A 20432-nucleotide genomic window follows, 5' to 3' on the forward strand; every position below is an offset into this window, starting at 1 on the left:
GGCGATCGGATTATCATCACCCCCTGACGGCCCCAGCGCTCCTCATCGAGCGCAGGGGCTTTTTTGTATGGCCGGATAACCGGAGTTCGTCCTTCGATACAGGTTTATGCAGGCGCGGTTGTACATATACTGGAGGGTGGACCGGACAAGAACGGTCGGGGGGTGAAAAGATGAACCGGCTGTCGCAAAGCCGCCTGCTGGCCGTACTCGTCTATATCGTGCTGGCGCTGCTCGCGCTGTATCTGGCGACGCTTGTCAGACCGATGCTGTTGTCGGTTTGGCGCTTCGCGAAGGCCGTGTCCGCGCCTTTTCTCATTGCGATGATCATCGCGTACGTGCTCAATCCGATCGTCGCCATGCTGCACCACCGGAGAATGCCGCGGACCGCGGCCGTGCTGCTGATCTACGCCGTGTTCGTCTGCAGCAGCGTCGTCGTGCTCGTGAACGTGGCACCGATGTTCGCCGCGCAGGTGCGGGAGCTGAACGAGCATATGCCGGAACTGACGTTGCGGGCGCAGAGCCTGGTGGACAGCTTCAACAAGAACGACTCGCTGCCGGATACGGTGAGAAGCGGCATCAACCGGGCCGTATTCGGGCTGGAAAAGCAGGTCTCGATGCGCATCTCCGATTTTTTGAACAATATCGGCGCCGTCGTCAACGTCATCTTTCTCCTCATGATCGTTCCTTTCCTCGTATTTTATATTTTGAAGGATATGGACGTCTTCGAGCGGGCCGTGCTGAAGTATTTGCCTCGCGCCAGAAGGCAGGGCACGATCCGGCTGTTCAAGGAGATCGACATGGCGCTGGGCAGCTACATCCGCGGACAGTTCATCGTGTCGATGTGCATCGGGCTCGCCGCATATATCGGCTATCTGATCATCGGCATGCCGTACCCGCTGCTCATGGCCGCATTCGTCGCGCTGTTCGATATCATCCCGTATCTCGGGCCGTTCCTCGGCGCGCTGCCCGCACTCATCATGGCGAGCACGATCTCGTGGAAAATGGCGCTGTTCGTCGTCATCGTGAATACGCTGTGCCAGACGCTCGAGAGCAACGTCATCAGTCCGCAGGTCGTAGGCCGGTCGATGAAAATGCATCCGCTCACGATCATTTTCGTCCTGCTGATCGGCGGCGAGCTGGCCGGCGTCGTCGGGCTGCTGCTGGCGGTGCCCTTCTATGCGGCGCTGCGCGTCGTCGTCCAGCATCTGTTCGCGTACTATATCCGGCGAAAAACCGTTTGACACCGCCGAAAGCGCAATTCTATAATGGTAACGTCGCATGAAAAGCGTGAGTAAGACATAGTCATCGAGCGTTGAAGAAGCAAGAGTACCCCGAGAGTCCGCAGTGCAGAGAGAAGACGCCTTGCCAGATCGCCCCCGAGCCCTTCGGCTATGCGGACAAGCGGTATCCGGCCAGGCTGCGAGCGTCTTCGTGCGAAGGGCGGGGGAAGCCGGCTTCCGAGCTTCGGACCCAATCCGACGGGCAGGCCCGTTACAGCCTGAATAAGGCGATTCCGCGCCAATCTGCACGGCTGCTTGCCGGCGTCAGGCGGAATAACCAGGGTGGTACCGCGATCGATTCGTCCCTGAATTTCAGGGGCGTTTTTTATTTTTTTACCGGTAAAGAACTGGCCGAAGAGCCGCAATGACAAGGGAGGAACCTCATTATGCAACCGTTAAAAGCCGCCGAAATCCGCGACAGATGGCTTCGTTTCTTCGCTTCCAAAGGACATCGCGTCGAGCCTAGCGCATCGCTCGTCCCTCACAACGATCCCTCGCTTCTGTGGATCAATGCCGGCATGGCGCCGCTGAAGGCTTACTTCGACGGCCGCGAAAAGCCGGAAAACCCGCGCATCGCGAACTCCCAGAAGTGCATCCGCACGAACGACATCGAGAACGTCGGCAAGACGCGCCGCCACCATACGTTTTTCGAAATGCTGGGCAACTTTTCGATCGGCGACTATTTCAAGGAAGAAGCGATCACTTGGGCTTGGGAATTTCTGACCGGCCCGGAATGGATCGGCTTCGCGCCTGATCGCCTGTCCGTCACCGTGCATCCGGAGGACGAGGAAGCGTTCAAATTCTGGAACGAAAAGATCGGCATTCCGGCCGAGCGCATCGTCAAGCTGACGGACAACTTCTGGGACATCGGCGAAGGCCCTTGCGGACCTTGCACCGAGATCTTCTACGACCGCGGCGACGCGTACGGCGACCTGTCCGATCCGGAATGCTATCCGGGCGGCGAAAACGAGCGCTTCCTCGAGGTGTGGAACCTCGTCTTCTCGCAATTCAATCACAACAAGGACGGCAGCTACACGCCGCTGCCGAACAAGAACATCGATACGGGCGCGGGTCTCGAGCGCTTCGCTTCGATCGTGCAGGACGTCGATTCGAACTTCGACACCGACCTGTTCCAGCCGATCATCTCGCGGGCGGCTGTGATCGCCGGCGTCTCGTACAAGGCGAATCCCGACCATGACGTGGCCCTCAAGGTCATCGCGGACCACATCCGCACGGTCGCCTTCGCAGTAGGCGACGGCGTCATGCCGTCGAACGAAGGCCGCGGCTACATCATCCGCCGCCTGCTGCGCCGCGCGGTCCGCTACGGCAAGGTCATCGGCGTGGACCGTCCGTTCCTGTGGGAGCTCGTGCCGACGGTCGGCGAGATCATGGGCGGATACTACCCTGCAGTCGTGGAGAAGGCCGAGTTCATCGAGCGCGTCATCCGTACCGAAGAGGAGCGCTTCCACGAGACGCTGAGCGAGGGGCTGTCCCTGCTGGCGGACCTGTGCGCGAAGGCTACCGCGGCAGGCGAAAAGACGATCGCGGGCGCGGACGCGTTCAAGCTGTACGACACGTACGGCTTCCCGTTCGACCTGACCGAGGATTATGCCGCGGAGCAAGGCATGACGGTCGACCGCGAAGGCTTCGACGCTTCGATGGAGGAGCAGCGCCAGCGGGCGCGCGCGGCCCGTCAGGAGACGGAGAGCATGAAGGTGCAAGGCGGTCCGCTCGCCGACTATACGGTCAAGAGCGAGTTCGACGGCTACGGCACGTTGACCCTCGGCGCGACCGTCGCCGCGATCGTGTCCGGCGACCGGTTCGTCGACGCAGCCGGCGCCGACGAGACGGTATCGGTCATCCTCGACCGGACGCCCTTTTACGCCGAGAGCGGCGGCCAGGTGAGCGACAGCGGGATGCTGGTCGGCGAGAACGGCCTGGTTGCGGCCGTCTCCGGCATGAGCAAGGCGCCGCACGGCCAGCCGTTGCATCAAGTGACGGTCACTTCGGGCACCCTGAAGGTCGGCGACAAAGTGACGGCGAGCGTAGACGCGGTAGACCGCGCCGACATCGTCCGCAATCACACGGCCACGCACTTGCTGCACAAGGCGCTGAAGCAAGTGCTCGGCGAGCACGTCAACCAAGCGGGCTCTCTGGTCGAGCCCGGCCGGCTGCGCTTCGACTTCTCGCACTTCGGCGCGATCACGGAAGCCGAGCTGGCGGACGTCGAACGCAGGGTCAACGAGCAAATCTGGCTCGGCACCGACGTCGACATCAGCCTGAAGCCGATCGACGAAGCGAAGACGCTCGGCGCGATGGCGCTGTTCGGCGAGAAATACGGGGACATCGTGCGCGTCGTGCGCGTCGGCGACTACAGCCTCGAGCTGTGCGGCGGCTGCCACGTGTCGAACACGGCGCAGATCGGCCTGTTCCGCCTCGTGGCGGAAAGCGGCATCGGATCCGGCGTCCGCCGGATCGAGGCTGTCACCGGACGCCACGCCTACGGGTTCATGGACGAGCAGATCGGCCTGCTGAAGGGCGCCGCCGCGCTGCTCAAGACGGGCGTGGCCGAGGTGCCGCGCCGCGTCGAGGCGCTTCAAGGCGAGCTGCGCCAGACGCAGCGCGAGGTGGAGTCGCTGCAAGGCCGGCTTGGCCGGCTCGAGGCCGCCGGGCTGCTCGGCGGCGCCAAGGAAGTGGGCGGCCTGACGCTACTCGCCGCCCAGGTGAACGTCGGCGGCATGGACGCGCTGCGCGGCGTCGCCGACGAGCTGAAGGCGAAGCTGCCGGAGGCCGTGCTCGTGCTGGGCGCGGTGCACGACGACAAGGTGAGCCTCGTCGTCTCCGTATCGCCGACGCTCGTGAAGCGCGGCCTGCACGCGGGCAAGCTGATCAAGGAGCTGGCCGCCATCTGCGGCGGCGGCGGCGGCGGCAAGCCGGAGCTCGCGCAAGCCGGGGGCAAGGACCCTGCCAAGCTCGGCGAGGCGCTGCGCGCGGCCGAAAGCTTGGTGGCGGCCGCAGGCGCCGAGGCCTAACGGGAATTCGGCGGCTTGCGATACGGCGCCGAAAGCGCCCGTTCGCCGGGTTCGCCGGGCGACTTCCGAACAGGGCGGGAGCGCGCTTCCATTTCCCGTCCAGCTGAGAATATGATATGATGTTGGCATAAAGCGAGGTGCTGCGAAAATGAGCTCGTCCGACAAGAATCAAATGGATAAGACGGTCAAATTCGACGTCATGCCCGACCCGGAGGAGATCTCCGCGAAGGATATCCTGCTGACGGTGCACGACGCGCTGGTGGAGAAGGAATACCATCCCATCAATCAGATCGTAGGCTATCTGCTGTCCGGCGACCCTGCCTACATTCCGCGGCACAACAACGCAAGAAGTCTGATCCGGAAGAAAGAACGCGACGAACTCATCGAAGAGATGGTCCGCTTTTATCTTCAGCAGCACCGCTGATGCCGAGGATCATGGCGTTGGACTACGGAGACAGGCGCACGGGCGTGGCCGTCAGCGACGCGTTCGGCTGGACGGCCCAGGGCGTCGAGGTCATCCAGCACAAGACCGAGGACGCATGCCTGCGCAGGGTCGCGGAGCTGGCTGCGGAGCTCGAGGCCGACGAGATCGTCCTCGGCTTGCCTAAGAACATGAACGGCTCCATCGGCCCCAGAGGCGACTTGTGCATCGCGTTCGCGGGCAGGCTCGAGGAGACGCTGAAGCTCCCCGTCAAGCTGTGGGACGAGCGACTTACGACCGTCGCGGCGGAGCGCGCGTTGCTCGAAGCCGACGTGAGCCGGGCGAAGCGCAAGCAGGTCATCGACAAGATGGCCGCGGCTATCTTGCTTCAGAGCTATTTGGATTCCAGATCGAGAGGGGTTAATCTGCATGGCTGACGATACGATCCGCCCTGAAGACGAAGCGGAGATTATTTATATCCCGGACGACGACGGCAACGACGAGGCGTTCGAAGTGATCATGCGCTTCGAACTCGACGACGGCACCGACCGCAAGTATATGATGGTCGTGCCGGCCGACGCCGAGGACGAAGAGCAAGAGGTATACGCGTTCCGCTTCGACGAAGAGGACGACGAGATCAAGCTGTATCCGATCGAGAGCGAAGAAGAGTGGGAGATCGTCGAGGAGACGTTCAACACGCTTGCGGCCGAGTTCGGCGGCAGTGAAGAGCAATGAGCGACGCCGGGAAGCAGGGGCATGCCTCACCGGGCGGCGCGCTGCATCAGGCGTTCGGCTCCGAGATCGAGCTGACCGGCGAGAGCGGATCGACGCAGGTCTACCGGATCTTGGCCGAGCTTAGCGTGAACGGCAAGCCTTATGCCGTGCTTCAGAGCGATGCGATGCGCAAGGAAGGCGAGATCGAGGTGTTCCGCGTCTTGTCGGAGGACGCCGGCGAGCCGAAGCTCGAGTCGGTGGACGACGACGAGGAGTGGGAAGACGTCGCCGAGGCTTACGACGACTTGCAGTTCGGGTCGGACGACCGGCCTTAAGGGCCATAGGTGCGGCATTCGTGGAGAGCGGGCGACCGCTCTTCACGGCTATTCGGCCGCTTTTTATTCAAGCAGGAGGGACGAGAGCGTGAGCAAAGACGACGACAACAACGGGTGGAAATCCGTATATTCGGGCAATCTTCCGGAAGACCGCGAAGAACCCGATGCGGAGCCTGCCCGGGTGCGCGACGAAGAAGAGCAGCCTGCGATCGCGCCGCTGCCGCCGCGGGCGCGATCGGTATCGCCGCCTGATCGGTCGTCGGCGGCGCCCGCGCGGAATGCCGCCGCAGGCAAGCCCGAATCCGCGCCCGAACCCGAGGAAGAAGAGGCCGAAGACGACGAGCCGCCGAAGAAGGGGCACGCCGGGCTTTGGTCCTTCCTGATCGCGCTCGGACTCGTCGTCATCGCCGCCGCCTCGATCCTTTTTTACGTATGGAACGGACTTCGGCCGCCCGGGTCCTCGGATCAAGCGGTACGCGTCACCATCAGCAAAGGGATGGGCGCCAAAAAAGTCGGCGAGACGCTGGAAGCGAAAGGACTTATCCGCAACACCTTCTTATTCAGCATGTGGCTCAAATACAAGAACGAAGGCTCCAGGTTCCAGGCCGGCGACTACGACTTCACGCCCGGCATGACGAACGGCGAGATCGTGGCCAAGCTGAACAACGGCGAGACGGTCGCCGCCGAGACGATTCGCTTCACGATTCCCGAAGGATTCACGGTCGTGCAGATCGCGGACCGTCTGGCGAAGGAAGGGATCGTCGACAAGGACAAGTTCATGAACGCGGTGCGCAATCCGTCCCAGTTCTCGAATTCGACCTGGACCAAGCAGATCCCGACCGACGGGGACCTGCGCTACCCGATCGAAGGCTACTTGTTCCCGGAAACGTACGAGATGAAAAAGGGGAGCACGGAGTCCGATATTATCGACAGGATGCTCGCAGAGCTCGACCGCAAGCTCGGTACGCTGCCGGAAGATTGGCAGAGCGTACTGGAGGAGCGCGGCTGGACGCTTCACGAGCTGCTGACCGCGGCGTCGCTCGTCGAGCGAGAAGTCGTCGTGGACGAAGAGCGGCCGATCGTGGCCGGCATTATCCTGAACCGTCTGGACAAGAAGATGCCGCTGCAGATCGACGCGACGATCCAGTATTTGCTGGACAAGCAAAAAGAGAAGCTGACGAACGACGACCTGAAGGTCGACAGCCCGTACAATACGTATCAGAACAAGGGGCTTCCGCCTGGGCCGATCTCGAGTCCGAGCCTCAAGTCGATCGAAGCGGTGCTGTATCCGGCCGATACCGACTATCTGTATTATGTAACTAAAAAGGACGGCTCCAACACGCATCTGTTCGCGGAGACCTACAAGCAGCATCAGAAAAACATTCGCGAAAGCGAAAAGAACGAACAGTAAAGCGGCGCAAGCGAAGGCTTGCGACCGACATCACGGCCCGGCGGCGGCTATCGCGCGGCGCGTCATCCCAAGCGGATGCGCGCCGGCGGAGGCAGGCGCCGGGCCTCACGTTTGGATGAGGTGAGGGAAATGACAACGGAGCTGTTGATCTCGGCCGGCTCGCTTGCCCAGATCAAAGCCTATGCCGAAGCCGGCGCTAGCGCCGTGCTCATCGGCGATGCCAGATTCGGGGCGCGACTTCCCGGGTCGATCGCTGCAGCAAATCTGAAGGAAGCCGTCGCCTGCGCGCATGCGCTCGGCATCAAGGCGTATATCTCGGCAGGCAAGCTGCTGCGCAACCATGAGCTGACAGGGTTGCCGGACTATCTTCGCGCGGCGTCCGAAGCAGGCGCCGACGGCATCACGTTCGGCGATCCGGCCGTATGGATGGCCGCCCGCGACGCGGCGCCGGGCATCGCGCTGCATTGGAACGTCGAGATGACGGGCACGAATTCGGCGGCGGCGGCCTTCTGGGCGAAGCGCGGCGTAACCCGGGCCGTCCTGGCGCGGGAGCTGAACGGCGAGGAGATCGCCGATTTCAAACGGAGCGGGTCGATCGACGTTCAAGTCCAGGTGCACGGCATGACGAATATTTACCATTCGCAGCGCAACCTGCTGCAGAGCTATATGGACTACCTGGGCAGAGAGGCGAGCCTTGTCGATCTGGGACCGAGCGAAGGCCGGTTCCTGATCGAGGCGGAGCGTCCTGACGAGCGTCTGCCCGTCTACGAGGACGCGGACGGCACCCACGTGATGAGCGCGGACGATATTTGCCTGCTCGAAGCGCTGCCGGAGCTGCTCGAGGCGGGCATCGACAGCTTCTATATCGAGCCGCTGCTGAAGTCCGAGGCGTACAACATCGCCGCGCTTCGCAGCTACCGGCATGTCATCGACGCCTGGCATCGCGATCCGGAAGGGTACGAATTCGACGAGGAATGGCTGGAGCCGATCCGGGCGCTTCAAGATCCCGGCCGCGAGCTCAGCTTCGGCTTTTTATACAAGGAGCAAGTTTACTAATGGAGGTGTTGACGATGAACGGCACTGCCGTCCATGACGCCGAATCCGCGGCAGGGAAGGGCCGCCGGTACCGGCTAGACCGGCCCGAGCTGCTCGCGCCCGCCGGCAATCTCGAAAAGCTGAAGTTCGCCGTCCACTACGGCGCCGATGCCGTCTATATCGGCGGTCAAAGCTACGGCTTGCGGTCGAATGCGGACAACTTCAGTTTCGAAGAAATGCGCGAAGGCGTCGAATTCGCCGCGCGCTACGGCGCGAAGGTTTTCGTGGCAACCAATATTTATGCCCATCAGGAGGATCTCCCGGGCATCGCCGAATATTTGAAGCAGCTTGAAGCGGCCGGCATCGCGGCCATCATCACGGCCGATCCCGCCATCGTCGAGACGGCGATGGCGCATGCGCCGGGACTCGAAGTACACCTGAGCACGCAGCAGTCGACGATGAACTGGCAGGCCGTTCAGTTCTGGAAGGAAGTCGGGCTGCCCCGCGTCGTGCTCGCGAGAGAGACGTCCATGGAGGAGATCCGCGAGATCAAGTCCCACGTGGACCTGGAGCTCGAGGTGTTCATCCACGGCGCCATGTGCTCCTCGGTATCGGGACGCTGCGTGCTCTCCAACCATTTCACCGACCGCGACTCGAACCGCGGCGGGTGCTGCCAGTCGTGCCGTTGGAAGTACGACCTGCACCAGGACCATGGGCCTGTCGGCGATCCCGGCGACCATATGTTCACGATGGGCAGCAAGGACCTGTGCATGATCCGGCATATTCCCGATCTCATCGAAGCGGGCGTGGACAGCTTCAAGATCGAAGGCCGGATGAAGAGCATCCACTACGTCGCATCGGTCGTGGGCGCCTATCGCCAGGCAATCGACGCTTACATGGCGGATCCGGCGGGCTACGCGCTTCGCCCGGAGTGGGAAGCGGAGATCGGCAAGGCGGCGAACCGTCCGCTCAATACCGGCTTTTTCTACAGCACGCCAGGCGCTTCAGAGCATATCTACGAGCCCGAGGAAAAGCCGGCGCCGTACGACTTCGCCGCCATCGTACGGGAGTACGATCCGGAGACCGGGATCGCCGTCGTCGAACAGCGCAGCCCGTTCCGTCCGAACACGGAGGTCGAGTTCGTCGGCCCGGGCGGACGAAGCTTCAAGCAGGTCGCGGGACCGCTAGCCGATATGGACGGGACCTCCGTCGACGTAGCCCGGCATCCGCTCCAGCTGCTCCGGATCCGGACTTCCGAACCTGTCGCCCCGCTCGACATGATGCGAAAAAAGATCGGTTCCGTCTGATTTCGACAAAAAAATAAATAGTTTGGACGAGAAAACGTTTCAAAAGGATATTAAAACAGCTTGTCGAATTAACACTGATAGTGCAGATGACCGATATATATTCGGAGATGATTCTGCGCTATCGGATGTTCGGCAAGCTTTTTTGTTTTTCCGGCATCCACGATAGCAATTTAGTAACGGGTTCCCGCTCGAGATCCGTACGCCTTTAGGCGCAGTCTCGGCGGCCAAGAGTCATTTAACTAAGTCTCGGAGGGTGTGTCAGATGAAGCAAAGTTGGCGCGATCGTGTCAAGTCGGTGGAGTGGAAGCAAGGAGCCGACACGCTGGGAGGGTTCGCGAAGAAATTCGGGCAACAAATGAAAGAAACGAAGCTGGAAAGCCCGATCCGTTCTGTCGGCGTGAAGCTGTTCATTCTTGTATTCTGCGGGATCCTGCTGTGCGTCGTGTCACTAGGACTATTCTCCTATTCCAAGTCCCGTTCCGTCATCGAAAACAAAGTATCCGAATCCAGCATGGAGACGGCGAAGCAAGTATCCGGACGAATGGACCTGCTCCTCTCCGGTTATGAGCGCAAGTCGATGGAGTTTTTGTCCGACTCGGAGTTTATCTCGCAGGTAAGTGCCGCTATTTCGTCTACGGACGATTTCGAACGCTTCGACAACCAGCGTACGATTACGACGAAGCTGTCCAACGTCATGATCTCGGACAATTCGATCGCCGGCATTTTCTTGCTGCCTACCGATCCTTCCATGGCCGTGATCGGCTCGTCCAATGCGGGAGGCGTCCCCGACATGAAGGAGAACCCGCCTGCATTCATGGACACGATGAAGCAAGCGGCAGGCAAGGTCGTATGGGTGCCGACGATGCAAACGGGCATCACCGGCAAACAGACGGCGCCGACGATCGCGGTCGGGCGCGCATTGATGAACGTCAATTCGGGCAATCCTTATCTGCTGGTCATCGAGCTTAACATCAAGGCGCTGCAGGACATGCTGGCGAACGTGAGCTTCGGCGACGGCAGCGCGACGTATATCGTCGCGCCGGACGGCACGATCGTCTATGCGGCCGACGCCGCTTTGATGGGCCAGAAGTACGAAGAAAAGCTGCCGGACCAGTCCGGCGAAATCAAGATCAAGTCGGGCGGCAAAGAAATGCTCTCCGTCGGCTCCGCATCGGCCGGCACCAGCGGCTGGACCGTCGTCGGGAACATCCCGACCTCCTCGCTCGTCAAGGACGCGAAGGTCATCCGCAACCTGACGTTTCTCATGTGCGGTCTGTCCGTGCTCATCGCGGCGCTCATCGGCCTGTTCATCATGTGGACCGTCGGCAAGCCGCTCGGCCAGCTGCGCCATCTGATGAACGAGGGCGAGCGGGGCAATCTGACGGTGCGCAGCTCCATCCGGCAGAAGGACGAGATCGGACAAGTATCCGACAGCTTCAACCGGATGATGGAGCGCATCACGGAGCTCGTGCGCCAGACCAATCAATCCGCGAGCGAGGTGCTGGAGACCGCCAGCTCGCTTACGCTCGCGTCGACGAAGACGGCCAGCGCGGCCAAGGAGATCGCCGTGGCGACAGAAGAGATCGCCGGCGGCGCTACGAACCTGGCCGTCGAGTCCGAGCGCGGAAGCGAGATGACGAGTCAGATCGGCGACAAAGTGGTATCCGTCATCGACTCCAACGTAGAGATGGGCAAGTCGGCCTATGAGGTCGAGGAAGCCGGCCGGAAGGGCACGCAGTATATGGCCGGCCTGATGGAGAAAACCGGGCACACCGAAGAGATGACGCGCTCGATGGTCGACAAGGTCGACAAGCTCAAGGAGAGCACCGGATCGATCAGCAAAATTCTCGACGTGCTCGGCAACATGACGAAGCAAACGAACATTTTGTCGCTGAACGCCACGATCGAAGCAGCCCGCGCGGGCGCGGCCGGCAGAGGCTTCATGGTCGTCGCGGACGAGATCCGCAAGCTCGCGGACCAGTCGCGCCAATCGATCGGCGTCGTCGGCGAGATCGTCGACCGAATCGGCCAGGAGATCGACGAGACGGTATCCGTGCTCTCCGACGCGTATCCGCTGTTCAGAGAGCAGATCGAAGCCGTCCGGGATGCCAACAAAATTTTCGAAAACGTACAAACGCACATGGGCGACTTCAATGAGCGCCTCCATGCCGCTACCGCATCGGTATCGCAGCTCGAGCAAGCCCAGGAGACGCTCACGATGACGATGACGAACGTCAGCGCCGTCGCGCAGCAAGCTTCGGCGACGAGCGAGCAGGTCGCCTCTCTAAGCAACGAACAGCTTGGCATCAGCGACGGCCTCGTGCAGCTGTCCAACAAGCTGGAGACGGTGTCCCAGCAGCTACGTCAATCGTTGTCGCAATTCACCGTCGCTTAATCGATTCGAATCGCATTGCATTAAGACATTGGATGCCGCTCCCGAGTTCGGGGGCGGCGTTTTTCTTTTTCGCGAGAAAACGGGTCTCCCCGCACGCGGCAGGTTAGCGGTTAAGCGACCGGGCAACAATGGGGAATAACAGCGTTACAATACGTAGACGGGGAAGGGATGACCGTTGAACGGTCCGGTGCATGCTCGGATTTTTAAACTGATGATCGTGCTGGCCGCCGTCTTCGGCGTGATGGAGGCGAGGCTGGCATGGGTACAGCTTGGGGGAGGCGGCCGAAGCGAGAATGCTGTCGCAGGCCTGTCCAAGCAAGCCTATCTGCAGCATTCGGATCCGCTGGAGCTCGATAGCGGTCGCGGGCAGTTCGTCGACCGCGACGGATTGCCCCTGACCGGCAAGACGATCCGCGCGCTCGCGGCGTACCCGACCGGCGGAATGCCTCGCGGCTCCGACCGTCTGCTGCAGAAGCTGGCGGATACGCTCGGGGAGAGCGTCGAGCAGGTGGGCGCCTGGCTCGACGCGATTCGCGAGCCGCTTGTATGGAAAAAAGGGAAGACGGGTACGGTCGTTGCGCTGACGGAGGCGCAGGAGAAGCAAATCGGAGGGCTGGGCCTGACCGGCGTGGCCGTGGTGCCTTATGTCGAGCGCTACGGCGCTGAGGCCGGGGGCGGCTTGGCGCTGCATGCGATCGGCTATACGGCGCAGGACCCCGCGCGTTTGACGAAGCTGTACGGCAAGGAGCTGGCTTCAGGAAAAGCGAAAACGGCCGACCAGATCGGGGAGGCGGGTCTCGAGCTGTCGCTCAACCGGCTGATTCGCGGCATCGGCAGCACTTACGCAGTCGCGACGACAGACGGCGCGCGGCGTCCGCTCGCCGGCATCGGCATGCGCATCTCGGGACCGGCGAATCCGCATTATCCGCTTCAGGTGCGGACGACGATCGACGCGGACGTACAGCGCGCGGCAGAGGCGGCAATGAAAAAGCATGGGATTAAAGAAGGCGCCGTCGTCGTGCTGGACGCGGACCGTGCAGACATCCTCTGCATGGTTTCGCTGCCCGCGTTCGACCCGGCACACATCGGCATCGCGGGTACGGACGCGCGCAACCATGCGCTCATCGCCGTTCCGCCTGGTTCAGTATTCAAGACGGTCACGCTCGCTGCGGCGCTAGAAGCCGGCGTCACGACGCTAGACGAGACGTTCCGCTGTACGGGTACATACGGCAGGTACGGCCTGAACTGTTGGCTGCACGGCGGCCACGGCGTGCTGACGGTCAAGGAGGCGTTCGCGGAATCATGCAACGTCGTGTTCGCCGCGCTTGCGGAGCGGCTCGATCCGGCGCTGCTCGCAGAAACCGCCGACAAGCTCGGGCTTGGCCGGCAGATCGGATGGCAGATCGGCTCGTTCGTCGACGGCAAGCCGCTGCGCCTGCTGGAGGAGGAACAGCCGGGCGCGATATTCGCAACGCCTGTGGCCGGCAAGGACGGCGGGGTACGGACGGGGACGGGCATCGGCCAGCGCGACGTCCGGGTGACGCCGCTGCAAGCGGCCAACCTGGTCGTGACCCTGCTGCATGGCGGTCGCGTGCAGTCGCCGCGGATCGCCACGGAGATCCGCTACGCCGACGGCGGGCTGCTGGCGAGCATGCCTGCGCGCGGAGCGCCGTCCGAATTCGGCAGCATCAAGCCGGCTACGGCGGCCGCCCTGCGCGAAGCGATGCGAGCGGTCGTCACGGAAGGCACGGCCGAGCAGGCGCTCGGGTCAAACGAATGGCCGCTTGCCGGCAAGTCCGGCACCGCGGAGCTTGCCGGCAAGCGGCCGGCGATGAACGATCAATGGTTCGTGGGATACGGACCGGCCAAAGGCCGTCCTCGATATGCGGTAGCCGTGCTGCTGGAAAATCGTACGGCCGGCGTCCGCAATGCGGCGCCGGCCGTATTCGGCGACATTATGGACGCGCTTCGTCGGTTGGAGCGGACGGACCCGGTCCCCCCGGCACGGTCGTAGTCTCCGCGACGGGATTAAAGGGCGATACGATGAATTCCTCTTTGGGCCAGCGAATCCATCTGTGGAAGTAGCCTTGATCGTACAGCGCCTTGAGCAGGATCATCAGGATCGGCGCCACGATCAGGCCCGCGAAGCCGAAGAAGGACAACGAGATCATCATGAAGGCGAGCATCGTAAATGCGGAGACGCCGACGGTCTGTCCCGTGATGCGCGGCTCCAGGAACTGGCGGGTCAGCGTCACGACGAGCAGCAGCGCGGTGAGCCAGATGGCGAGGCCCGTCTGTCCGACGATGAACAGATACAAGATCCAAGGAATGAACAACGTGCTGACGCCGAGCAGCGGCAGGACGTCGAAGAAGGCGGCGAGCAGCGCGATCGTAAACGCATTGTTCACCTGCAGCGCGAGCAGGGCGATCAGGATGACCAGAAAGGTGATGCTGATCAGCTTGAGCTGGGATTTGAGGTAAGCCCCGATGCCTTTAAACACATTTTCGCGCAAAAAGGTAAACGCGGTTTTGAGCGTCTTGGGCGAGCGCTGGCCTGCCAGCCGTTTCCACATGTCGATCTCGACGCTTAAGAAGTAAGCCAGGATCAGGGCGATCGAGAAGTTCAGCACGAACGAGGAAAAGGAGCTGACGAAGCCGACCGTGCCGTTGAACAGATTGGTAGCCAGCTTTGTGCCGAATTTGACGATATTTTCGGCGGCGCCCTGCAGCTTGTCCGCGAGGCCGTCCGGCAGGCTGTCGGAGCGCTGTTGCACTTCGGCCGTGATCGATCGGATTTGAGCTTCGACCTGGTCTTGGTATTTCGGCAGCTTTTCGACGAGCTCGGAAGTTTGGTGGTAAAACATGAAGCCGATGCCGGCGAGCGCGGCGAGCAGCACGGCCGTGAACAGCAGCACGCTGATGCCGGAAGCGATCGCCTTGCGGATGCCCAGCTTGTGCAGCCTGCGGGCGAGCGGCTCGATGCAGAGGAAAATAATAAAGGAAAGGAATACCGGCGTAGCAATCTTATACAAATAACTAAAAGCGAACATGATAAGCCAGACGGTCAAAACGACCAAAGCGATGTCGAACGCGGTTCTCCAGTATTTTTGATACAGCGAGAGCATTATGTACTTCTCCTTTGTTGGTTAGATGAGGCTATGGTTACTATATTAACCGATAATACGCGGACAAGGCTACGGCGTCTCAAAATGAGAAGCGCGGTTATTCGGATCGCGTCCGACTTCAAAAAGATATACGACGCATCGTCAATTTTCGAACGACCTATGTTAAAATAAGAGAAGTTGAACGGCGGCAACATTCATAACAGAAAGCAAGATGGTGGTAACGCATGGACGTCATTCTTTGGTGGGGCTTTTATTTTTTGACTTTTTACGCGTTTTTGCCGGGATTCATCAGCCGGATGTTCGGATTTCGCGTCTTTTCCCGAGGCATCGCAGAGCGCGAGATCTCGCTGACGTTCGACGACGGGCCGCACCCGGTCTATACGCCGAGGCTCCTCGACCTGCTTAAGGCGCACGGCGCGCACGCGACTTTTTTCGTGGTCGGCGCGCATGCGGAGAAGCATCCGGACATCGTGCGGCGCATGCATGAAGAGGGGCATGACATCGGCATCCACAACTACGTTCACCGCAGCAACTGGATCATGGGGCCGGTCAGCGTCAGGCGGCATGTCGTACGGACCGGCGATATCGTGGAGCGCATCACGGGGACGCGGCCGAGATATTACCGCCCGCCTTGGGGCATCGTCAACGTCTTCGATTTTATCGGTCGCGGCAAGCCGCAGATCGTCTTGTGGACCGCGCTGTTCGGCGACTGGAAGCTCAAGGTGGGCGCCGAACGCCTCTACGGGAAGATCAGGCGCAAGCTGCAGCCCGGCGCAGTGCTGCTGCTTCACGATTGCGGCGATACGTTCGGCGCCGATCCCGATGCGCCGGCCAATACGATCGATGCCGTCGGCCGCATTCTCGAGGACGGCAAGCGGGAGGGGCTGCGCTTCGTCGGCATCGGCGAGATGATGCGGCAGACCAAGCTGAACAAGGAGGAATCCAAAGCGCGAAGCGGCGGGCCGAGCGCCGATTCTTCCGAAGGAATCTTTCAGCAAGGTCAGGGCAAGTCGGCCGCAGCGCCGAAAACGGGACCGTTCAAGCGGACGGTCGTAGCGGCTTGGATGCTTTGGGAGGACGTATTCGGCTGGATCTTCCGTCTTCGCCCGGTCGGAGACGGCAAATCGTTTCACTACCGGATCATCCGGTACGACGGACCGGCGATCACGCTTGAAGACGGCGGCCGGATCGAACGGGGAGACCGGGTGTTGGAGCTGCACTTCGTCAATAAAATGATGCTGGATATCGGCATGACCTCCCGTTCGGAGATGCAGATCGCCATCCGCGTCATCCAGTCCGTCAAGAAGGCATTGCCGCTCTTGGCCAAGGAGCTTCGCTCGCTGCCCGGCGGCGAAGACGTCAAGGCGCTGTACGGCATATCGATGATCAACCGCGGGTCCGAGGGCCTGGGCTTCGAGACGTTCGCGCTTCAGAAGGGCGTTTTTGCCTGGTTTACGAACCGCTATCTGCGTCTTTTGACGGCCATTATTCATCCGCAGGGACGGACGCGGGTCAAATCGCACGGCGAGCGGATGGAGCCGCGTATGCTCATCATGTCTAGAATCAAGCTCATGGAATGGGAAAAAGGGTCGTATTCGCCCGCCAAAGCGCGCGCCTCGAAGGCCGAGATCGAGCAAGGCATGGCGTCGGTAGGGGCCGCGGGTTACGGCGATACCGAAGCCAGGCTCGGCAGCGACGGACGAACCGGCGATCGGGCTTAGAAGCGTCTGCGAGTCCGGACATCGATGGTTAAGCATGTACAGGAATGAAACGCAGGGAGAAGGTCATTTGCCTTCTCCCTGCGTTTTTGTTCATAGGTCGCTTCAGCGGGGCTTCAATCGCACGCCTCGTACGAGAAAGGCATCGCCTGTCCGGTTAGGGCAGGAAGGGATCGACACCTTCCGTCCGTTTTGAATCATGATGCCTCGCTGGGAGAGCTTCAAGCGAGGATTGCGCCCGTTCGCGCGGCAGCAAGAGAACGCAACCGGGGTCAGTCGCGCGAAGTTGCTGATCGTCCCTCCGACCTGCGGGGCTTCGACGATCCATTCGGCGGACGTTCGAGGTCCTTTGTAGATTTGGACCGTACGAAACCGCCAGCCGCGCGTTAGATTGCGCAGCGAGATCGACCACTTGCCGCTTCCTTGATTCGCGATGACGGCGCGCATGCGATCGCCCGGATGAACGGGATACGGGATGACAGTCTCGGCTTCGGGCAGTATCTCCCACCAAGCGTAATAGCTCGCGCTGCCGTTCGCGAATTCATGCGCCGTGCCGGTCTGGATCAGGCTGCCGTTCTTGTACCCGTCGATGCCGATCCAGGCGGACGAGTAGACCGGACGCGCGGAAGGGAATACAAAGGGGACCGTCCAATACGCAGAGACGCGATTGTAAGCACCTGCGCCGCCGGACTGGGCGTAACCGCTCCAGTTGGCGGAAGTCCAGCCGACCGCCGTGCCTTGCGCCTTGTCCGATCGGACGAATTTGCAAGGACGCTGCAATCGGATATTGCGGCTCATATTGGGCATTCGGCGCCACCGCCCTTCTCGTGATGCTATAAGGGATGCGTCGGAGGAGCGGAACGTATGGGTGAAGTTAAAATTCAGGCGATAACGGAGGGCGCCTAGCGGAAAGGGAGGGGAGGCATGCAAAAAGCGGGAGCCGTCGGCTCCCGCTTCTTCGTGTGGCTCGCATAGAGTGGTTCGTGTAAAGCGGTTCGTGAAGAAGGGTTAACGAGTACTCGTCGTTACATCTTCATGACGCCGCCGCGGCTGGCGTTGGTCACCATCGCGGAGTAGCGGGCGAGGTAGCCGCGTTTGATCTTCGGCTCGAAGCCCGGCCAGTTCGCCCGGCGGCGATCGAGTTCTTCGTCGCTTACTTCGAGGGTGATCGTACGGTTGTTCATGTCGAGCTCGATCATGTCGCCGTCTTCGACGAACGCGATCGGACCGCCTTCTGCCGCTTCCGGCGAGATGTGGCCGATGGCGATGCCGCGGGAAGCGCCGGAGAACCGGCCGTCGGTGATCAGGCCGACCTTCGTGCCGAGGCCCATGCCGACGATCTGCGACGTCGGCGCGAGCATCTCGGGCATGCCCGGGCCGCCCTTCGGACCTTCGTAGCGGATGACGACGACGTGGCCTTCCTTGACCTTGCCCTCAGCCAGACCGCGCAGCACGTCGTCCTGCGAGTCGAAGCAGATCGCCGGGCCGCGGTGATAGCCGCCGACCGACTTGTCCACCGCGCCGACCTTGATGATCGAGCCGCCCGGCGCCAGGTTACCGAACATGACGGACAAGCCGCCTTCCTTCGTATGCGGGTCGTCGATCGGACGGATGACGGAGTGGTCCGTGATCTCGGCGCCTTCTACGTTCTCGCGCAGCGTCTTGGCGGATACCGTCATGACGTCGCCCTTTAGCGTGCCTTCCTTTTTGAACAGCTCGTTAATGATGGCGCTCACGCCGCCCGCGTTGTGCAAGTCTTCGATATGGTGGTCGGAGGCCGGCGCCAGCTTGGACAAGTACGGCGTACGCTTAGCCACTTCATTAATGCGCTCGATCGGGTACTCGATGCCGGCTTCATGCGCCAGCGCGAGCGTGTGCAGCACGGTGTTGGTCGAGCCGCCCATCGCCATGTCGAGCGCGAACGCGTTGTCGATCGAGTCGAGCGTGACGATGTCGCGCGGCTTGATGTCCTTCTTGATGAGCTCCATCAGCTGGGCGGCGGACTTCCTGACGAAGTCGCGGCGCTCCGGCGCGACGGCCAGGATCGTGCCGTTGCCCGGCAGCGCGAGGCCGAGCACTTCGGCGAGGCAGTTCATGGAGTTCGCCGTGAACATGCCGGAGCAGGAGCCGCAGGTCGGACAGCCGAACTGCTCGAGCTCGGTCAGGCTCTGCTCGTCGATCTTGCCCGTCATGTAGGCGCCGACGCCCTCGAAGACGGAGGTCAGCGAGATGGCGCGTCCGTCCTTGGTGCGTCCGGCCTTCATCGGGCCGCCGCTGACGAACAGCGTCGGGATGTTGACGCGCAGCGCGGCCATCATCATCCCCGGCGTGATCTTGTCGCAGTTCGGGATGCAGACCATGCCGTCGAACCAGTGGGCGTTGACCATCGTCTCGACGGAGTCGGCGATGATCTCGCGGCTCGCGAGCGAATAGCGCATGCCGATGTGACCCATCGCGATGCCGTCGTCGACGCCGATCGTATTGAACTCGAACGGGACGCCGCCCGCTTCGCGGATCGCTTCCTTGACGATTTTGCCGAATTCCTGCAGGTGGACGTGACCCGGCACGATGTCGAGGTAAGAGTTGCAGACGGCGATGAACGGTTTGCCGAAATCTTCTTCCTTGACGCCGGCAGCGCGCAGCAAGCTGCGGTGGGGCGCGCGGTCGAAGCCTTTTTTGATCATATCGGAGCGCATTTTGGAAGCCATGATGAGAATCCCCCGTTTCTTATGAATGCCGTGCTAGGACTTGGGTAGGGCAAGTGCGAATAGAAACAATTTTATCACATGAGGGCGCCTAACGGCTACTATGCCGCTGAGGCGACTGCAGGCAATCGACGCGATTGCCGCAGCTTGCGCGAACGCCCCCTGCCTGTCGGCAGGGGGCGAGAGTCGAATCGAGGCGTCAATGGTCCGAATCCGGGGGCAGCAGGCCCGACAGCGCCGCGAAGGGCAAATTCTCGAAGTGCCCCGTCTTGTAGACGACTTCGGATTCGGTCTGGGGCTCCTCGGCCGGCTTGTTGCGCCTGAAGGTCAAACGGTCATGCAGCTTTACGAGCACCTGCGCCGTATTAAGCGCGTCGTCGAGCGCCCGGTGGTGGGAGCCGGAAAACGGAATCTCGAGCATTTCGAGCGCAGCCTTGAGCCCCATCTGCTGGTGCTTTTCCAGCTTGAACACTTTGGACAGCATTTTCTGCAGGTTGTTGTGATTGATCATCCACTTCGTGTCGATCTGCATCTGACGGCATTCCTGCAACAGCTGGCGCAGGTCGTCGGGACCCCAGGCGCAGAGGAAATACTCGTCGGGACCGATCCAGGAGACGAAGGCGGCGAGCGCCTCCGGAAGCCGGCTCGCGGCGTCGACGTCGTCCTGGGTGATGCCGGTGAAGGCGGTCGTATCGGTTGAAAGCGTCGGCACGACGGTCGGACGGACGAAAGCTTGAAACGTATCGAGGATGCCCGGAACGCCTTCGACGAGGCCGACTTTGGCCGCGCCGATCTCGATGATCTCGGCGATCTGTCCTTTTTTCCGGCGAACGGTCATCTCCAGGTCATATACAATGTAAGTCAAGGAATCACACCTCGGGCCGTCCGCGCGGCGGTGCGCACCGCGGAACATCGCGTAATTAAAAGTCCGGCTTAACGTATTATAGACCTCCG

At 61.5% G+C, this 20432-nt stretch carries 17 protein-coding genes; 13 read left to right on the top strand and 4 right to left on the bottom strand.

The genetic code is table 11. The annotated features are described in order from the left end of the window. Positions 1-170 precede the first annotated feature (170 nt). The 12 genes from BM235_RS15555 (at position 171) to BM235_RS15610 (ending at position 13944) form a co-directional block, all read left to right on the top strand. Positions 171-1241 carry an AI-2E family transporter gene (locus tag BM235_RS15555; RefSeq protein ID WP_090114829.1) on the top strand — a complete coding sequence of 357 codons (1071 nt, stop codon included), beginning with the start codon at positions 171-173 and terminating at the stop codon, positions 1239-1241. Between the two features lie 71 nt (positions 1242-1312). Continuing rightward, complete coding sequence (locus BM235_RS15560) at positions 1313-1648, top strand: hypothetical protein (RefSeq protein WP_090114831.1); 336 nt, start codon at positions 1313-1315, stop codon at positions 1646-1648. Positions 1649-1666: 18 nt separating this feature from the next. Next, positions 1667-4312, top strand: a complete 2646-nt coding sequence (gene alaS, locus BM235_RS15565; RefSeq protein WP_090114833.1) for an alanine--tRNA ligase — start codon at positions 1667-1669, stop codon at positions 4310-4312. A gap of 148 nt (positions 4313-4460) precedes the next feature. Next, positions 4461-4736 carry an IreB family regulatory phosphoprotein gene (locus BM235_RS15570; RefSeq protein WP_177244236.1) on the top strand — a complete coding sequence of 92 codons (276 nt, stop codon included), beginning with the start codon at positions 4461-4463 and terminating at the stop codon, positions 4734-4736. Then, positions 4736-5170: a Holliday junction resolvase RuvX gene (ruvX, locus tag BM235_RS15575; RefSeq protein WP_090114835.1), complete on the top strand. Its 435-nt coding sequence runs from the start codon at positions 4736-4738 to the stop codon at positions 5168-5170. Before BM235_RS15570 ends, ruvX begins: the two co-directional genes overlap by 1 nt. Beyond that, the gene (locus BM235_RS15580) at positions 5163-5468 is read left to right on the top strand and encodes a DUF1292 domain-containing protein (RefSeq protein ID WP_090114837.1); all 306 of its coding nucleotides are present in this window, start codon (positions 5163-5165) and stop codon (positions 5466-5468) included. The genes ruvX and BM235_RS15580 overlap by 8 nt, the downstream gene beginning before the upstream one ends. Beyond that, positions 5465-5782, top strand: coding sequence for a DUF1292 domain-containing protein (locus BM235_RS15585; RefSeq protein ID WP_090114849.1), 318 nt, complete (start codon positions 5465-5467; stop codon positions 5780-5782). The genes BM235_RS15580 and BM235_RS15585 overlap by 4 nt, the downstream gene beginning before the upstream one ends. Positions 5783-5870: 88 nt before the next feature. Beyond that, positions 5871-7193, top strand: coding sequence for an endolytic transglycosylase MltG (gene mltG / locus BM235_RS15590; RefSeq protein WP_255374401.1), 1323 nt, complete (start codon positions 5871-5873; stop codon positions 7191-7193). A 129-nt stretch (positions 7194-7322) separates the two neighbouring features. Beyond that, positions 7323-8249 carry a peptidase U32 family protein gene (locus BM235_RS15595; RefSeq protein WP_090114852.1) on the top strand — a complete coding sequence of 309 codons (927 nt, stop codon included), beginning with the start codon at positions 7323-7325 and terminating at the stop codon, positions 8247-8249. Continuing rightward, positions 8249-9535, top strand: a complete 1287-nt coding sequence (locus tag BM235_RS15600) for a peptidase U32 family protein (protein ID WP_255374402.1) — start codon at positions 8249-8251, stop codon at positions 9533-9535. The genes BM235_RS15595 and BM235_RS15600 overlap by 1 nt, the downstream gene beginning before the upstream one ends. Positions 9536-9797: 262 nt before the next feature. Continuing rightward, the gene (locus tag BM235_RS15605; protein WP_255374403.1) at positions 9798-11930 is read left to right on the top strand and encodes a methyl-accepting chemotaxis protein; all 2133 of its coding nucleotides are present in this window, start codon (positions 9798-9800) and stop codon (positions 11928-11930) included. A gap of 175 nt (positions 11931-12105) precedes the next feature. Continuing rightward, positions 12106-13944, top strand: a complete 1839-nt coding sequence (locus tag BM235_RS15610; RefSeq protein WP_090114853.1) for a peptidoglycan D,D-transpeptidase FtsI family protein — start codon at positions 12106-12108, stop codon at positions 13942-13944. Here the strand turns inward: BM235_RS15610 and ytvI are convergent. Then, positions 13886-15055, bottom strand: a complete 1170-nt coding sequence (gene ytvI, locus BM235_RS15615) for a sporulation integral membrane protein YtvI (protein WP_090114855.1) — start codon at positions 15053-15055, stop codon at positions 13886-13888. The two genes, BM235_RS15610 and ytvI, sit on opposite strands and share 59 nt — an antisense overlap. A gap of 224 nt (positions 15056-15279) precedes the next feature. Here ytvI and BM235_RS15620 point away from each other — a divergent pair, with 224 nt between their 5' ends. Further along, on the top strand, positions 15280-16776 hold the full coding sequence (locus tag BM235_RS15620; protein WP_090114857.1) for a polysaccharide deacetylase family protein: 1497 nt from the start codon (positions 15280-15282) through the stop codon (positions 16774-16776). 102 nt (positions 16777-16878) lie between these two features. On the opposite strand, the gene BM235_RS15625 is transcribed toward BM235_RS15620, so the two are convergent. The 3 genes from BM235_RS15625 to BM235_RS15635 all read right to left on the bottom strand — a co-directional run bounded on the left by BM235_RS15625 (position 16879) and on the right by BM235_RS15635 (position 20343). Further along, entirely contained in the window at positions 16879-17580 is a 702-nt protein-coding gene (locus BM235_RS15625) for a G1 family glutamic endopeptidase (protein WP_255374404.1), read from the bottom strand. Positions 17581-17798: 218 nt separating this feature from the next. After that, positions 17799-19469: a dihydroxy-acid dehydratase gene (gene ilvD, locus BM235_RS15630; RefSeq protein WP_090115441.1), complete on the bottom strand. Its 1671-nt coding sequence runs from the start codon at positions 19467-19469 to the stop codon at positions 17799-17801. Between the two features lie 208 nt (positions 19470-19677). Continuing rightward, entirely contained in the window at positions 19678-20343 is a 666-nt protein-coding gene (locus BM235_RS15635; RefSeq protein WP_090114859.1) for a 3'-5' exonuclease, read from the bottom strand. Between the last annotated feature and the right edge of the window lie 89 nt (positions 20344-20432).

It is taken from the genome of Cohnella sp. OV330 (assembly GCF_900112065.1).
Classification (GTDB): domain Bacteria; phylum Bacillota; class Bacilli; order Paenibacillales; family Paenibacillaceae; genus Cohnella.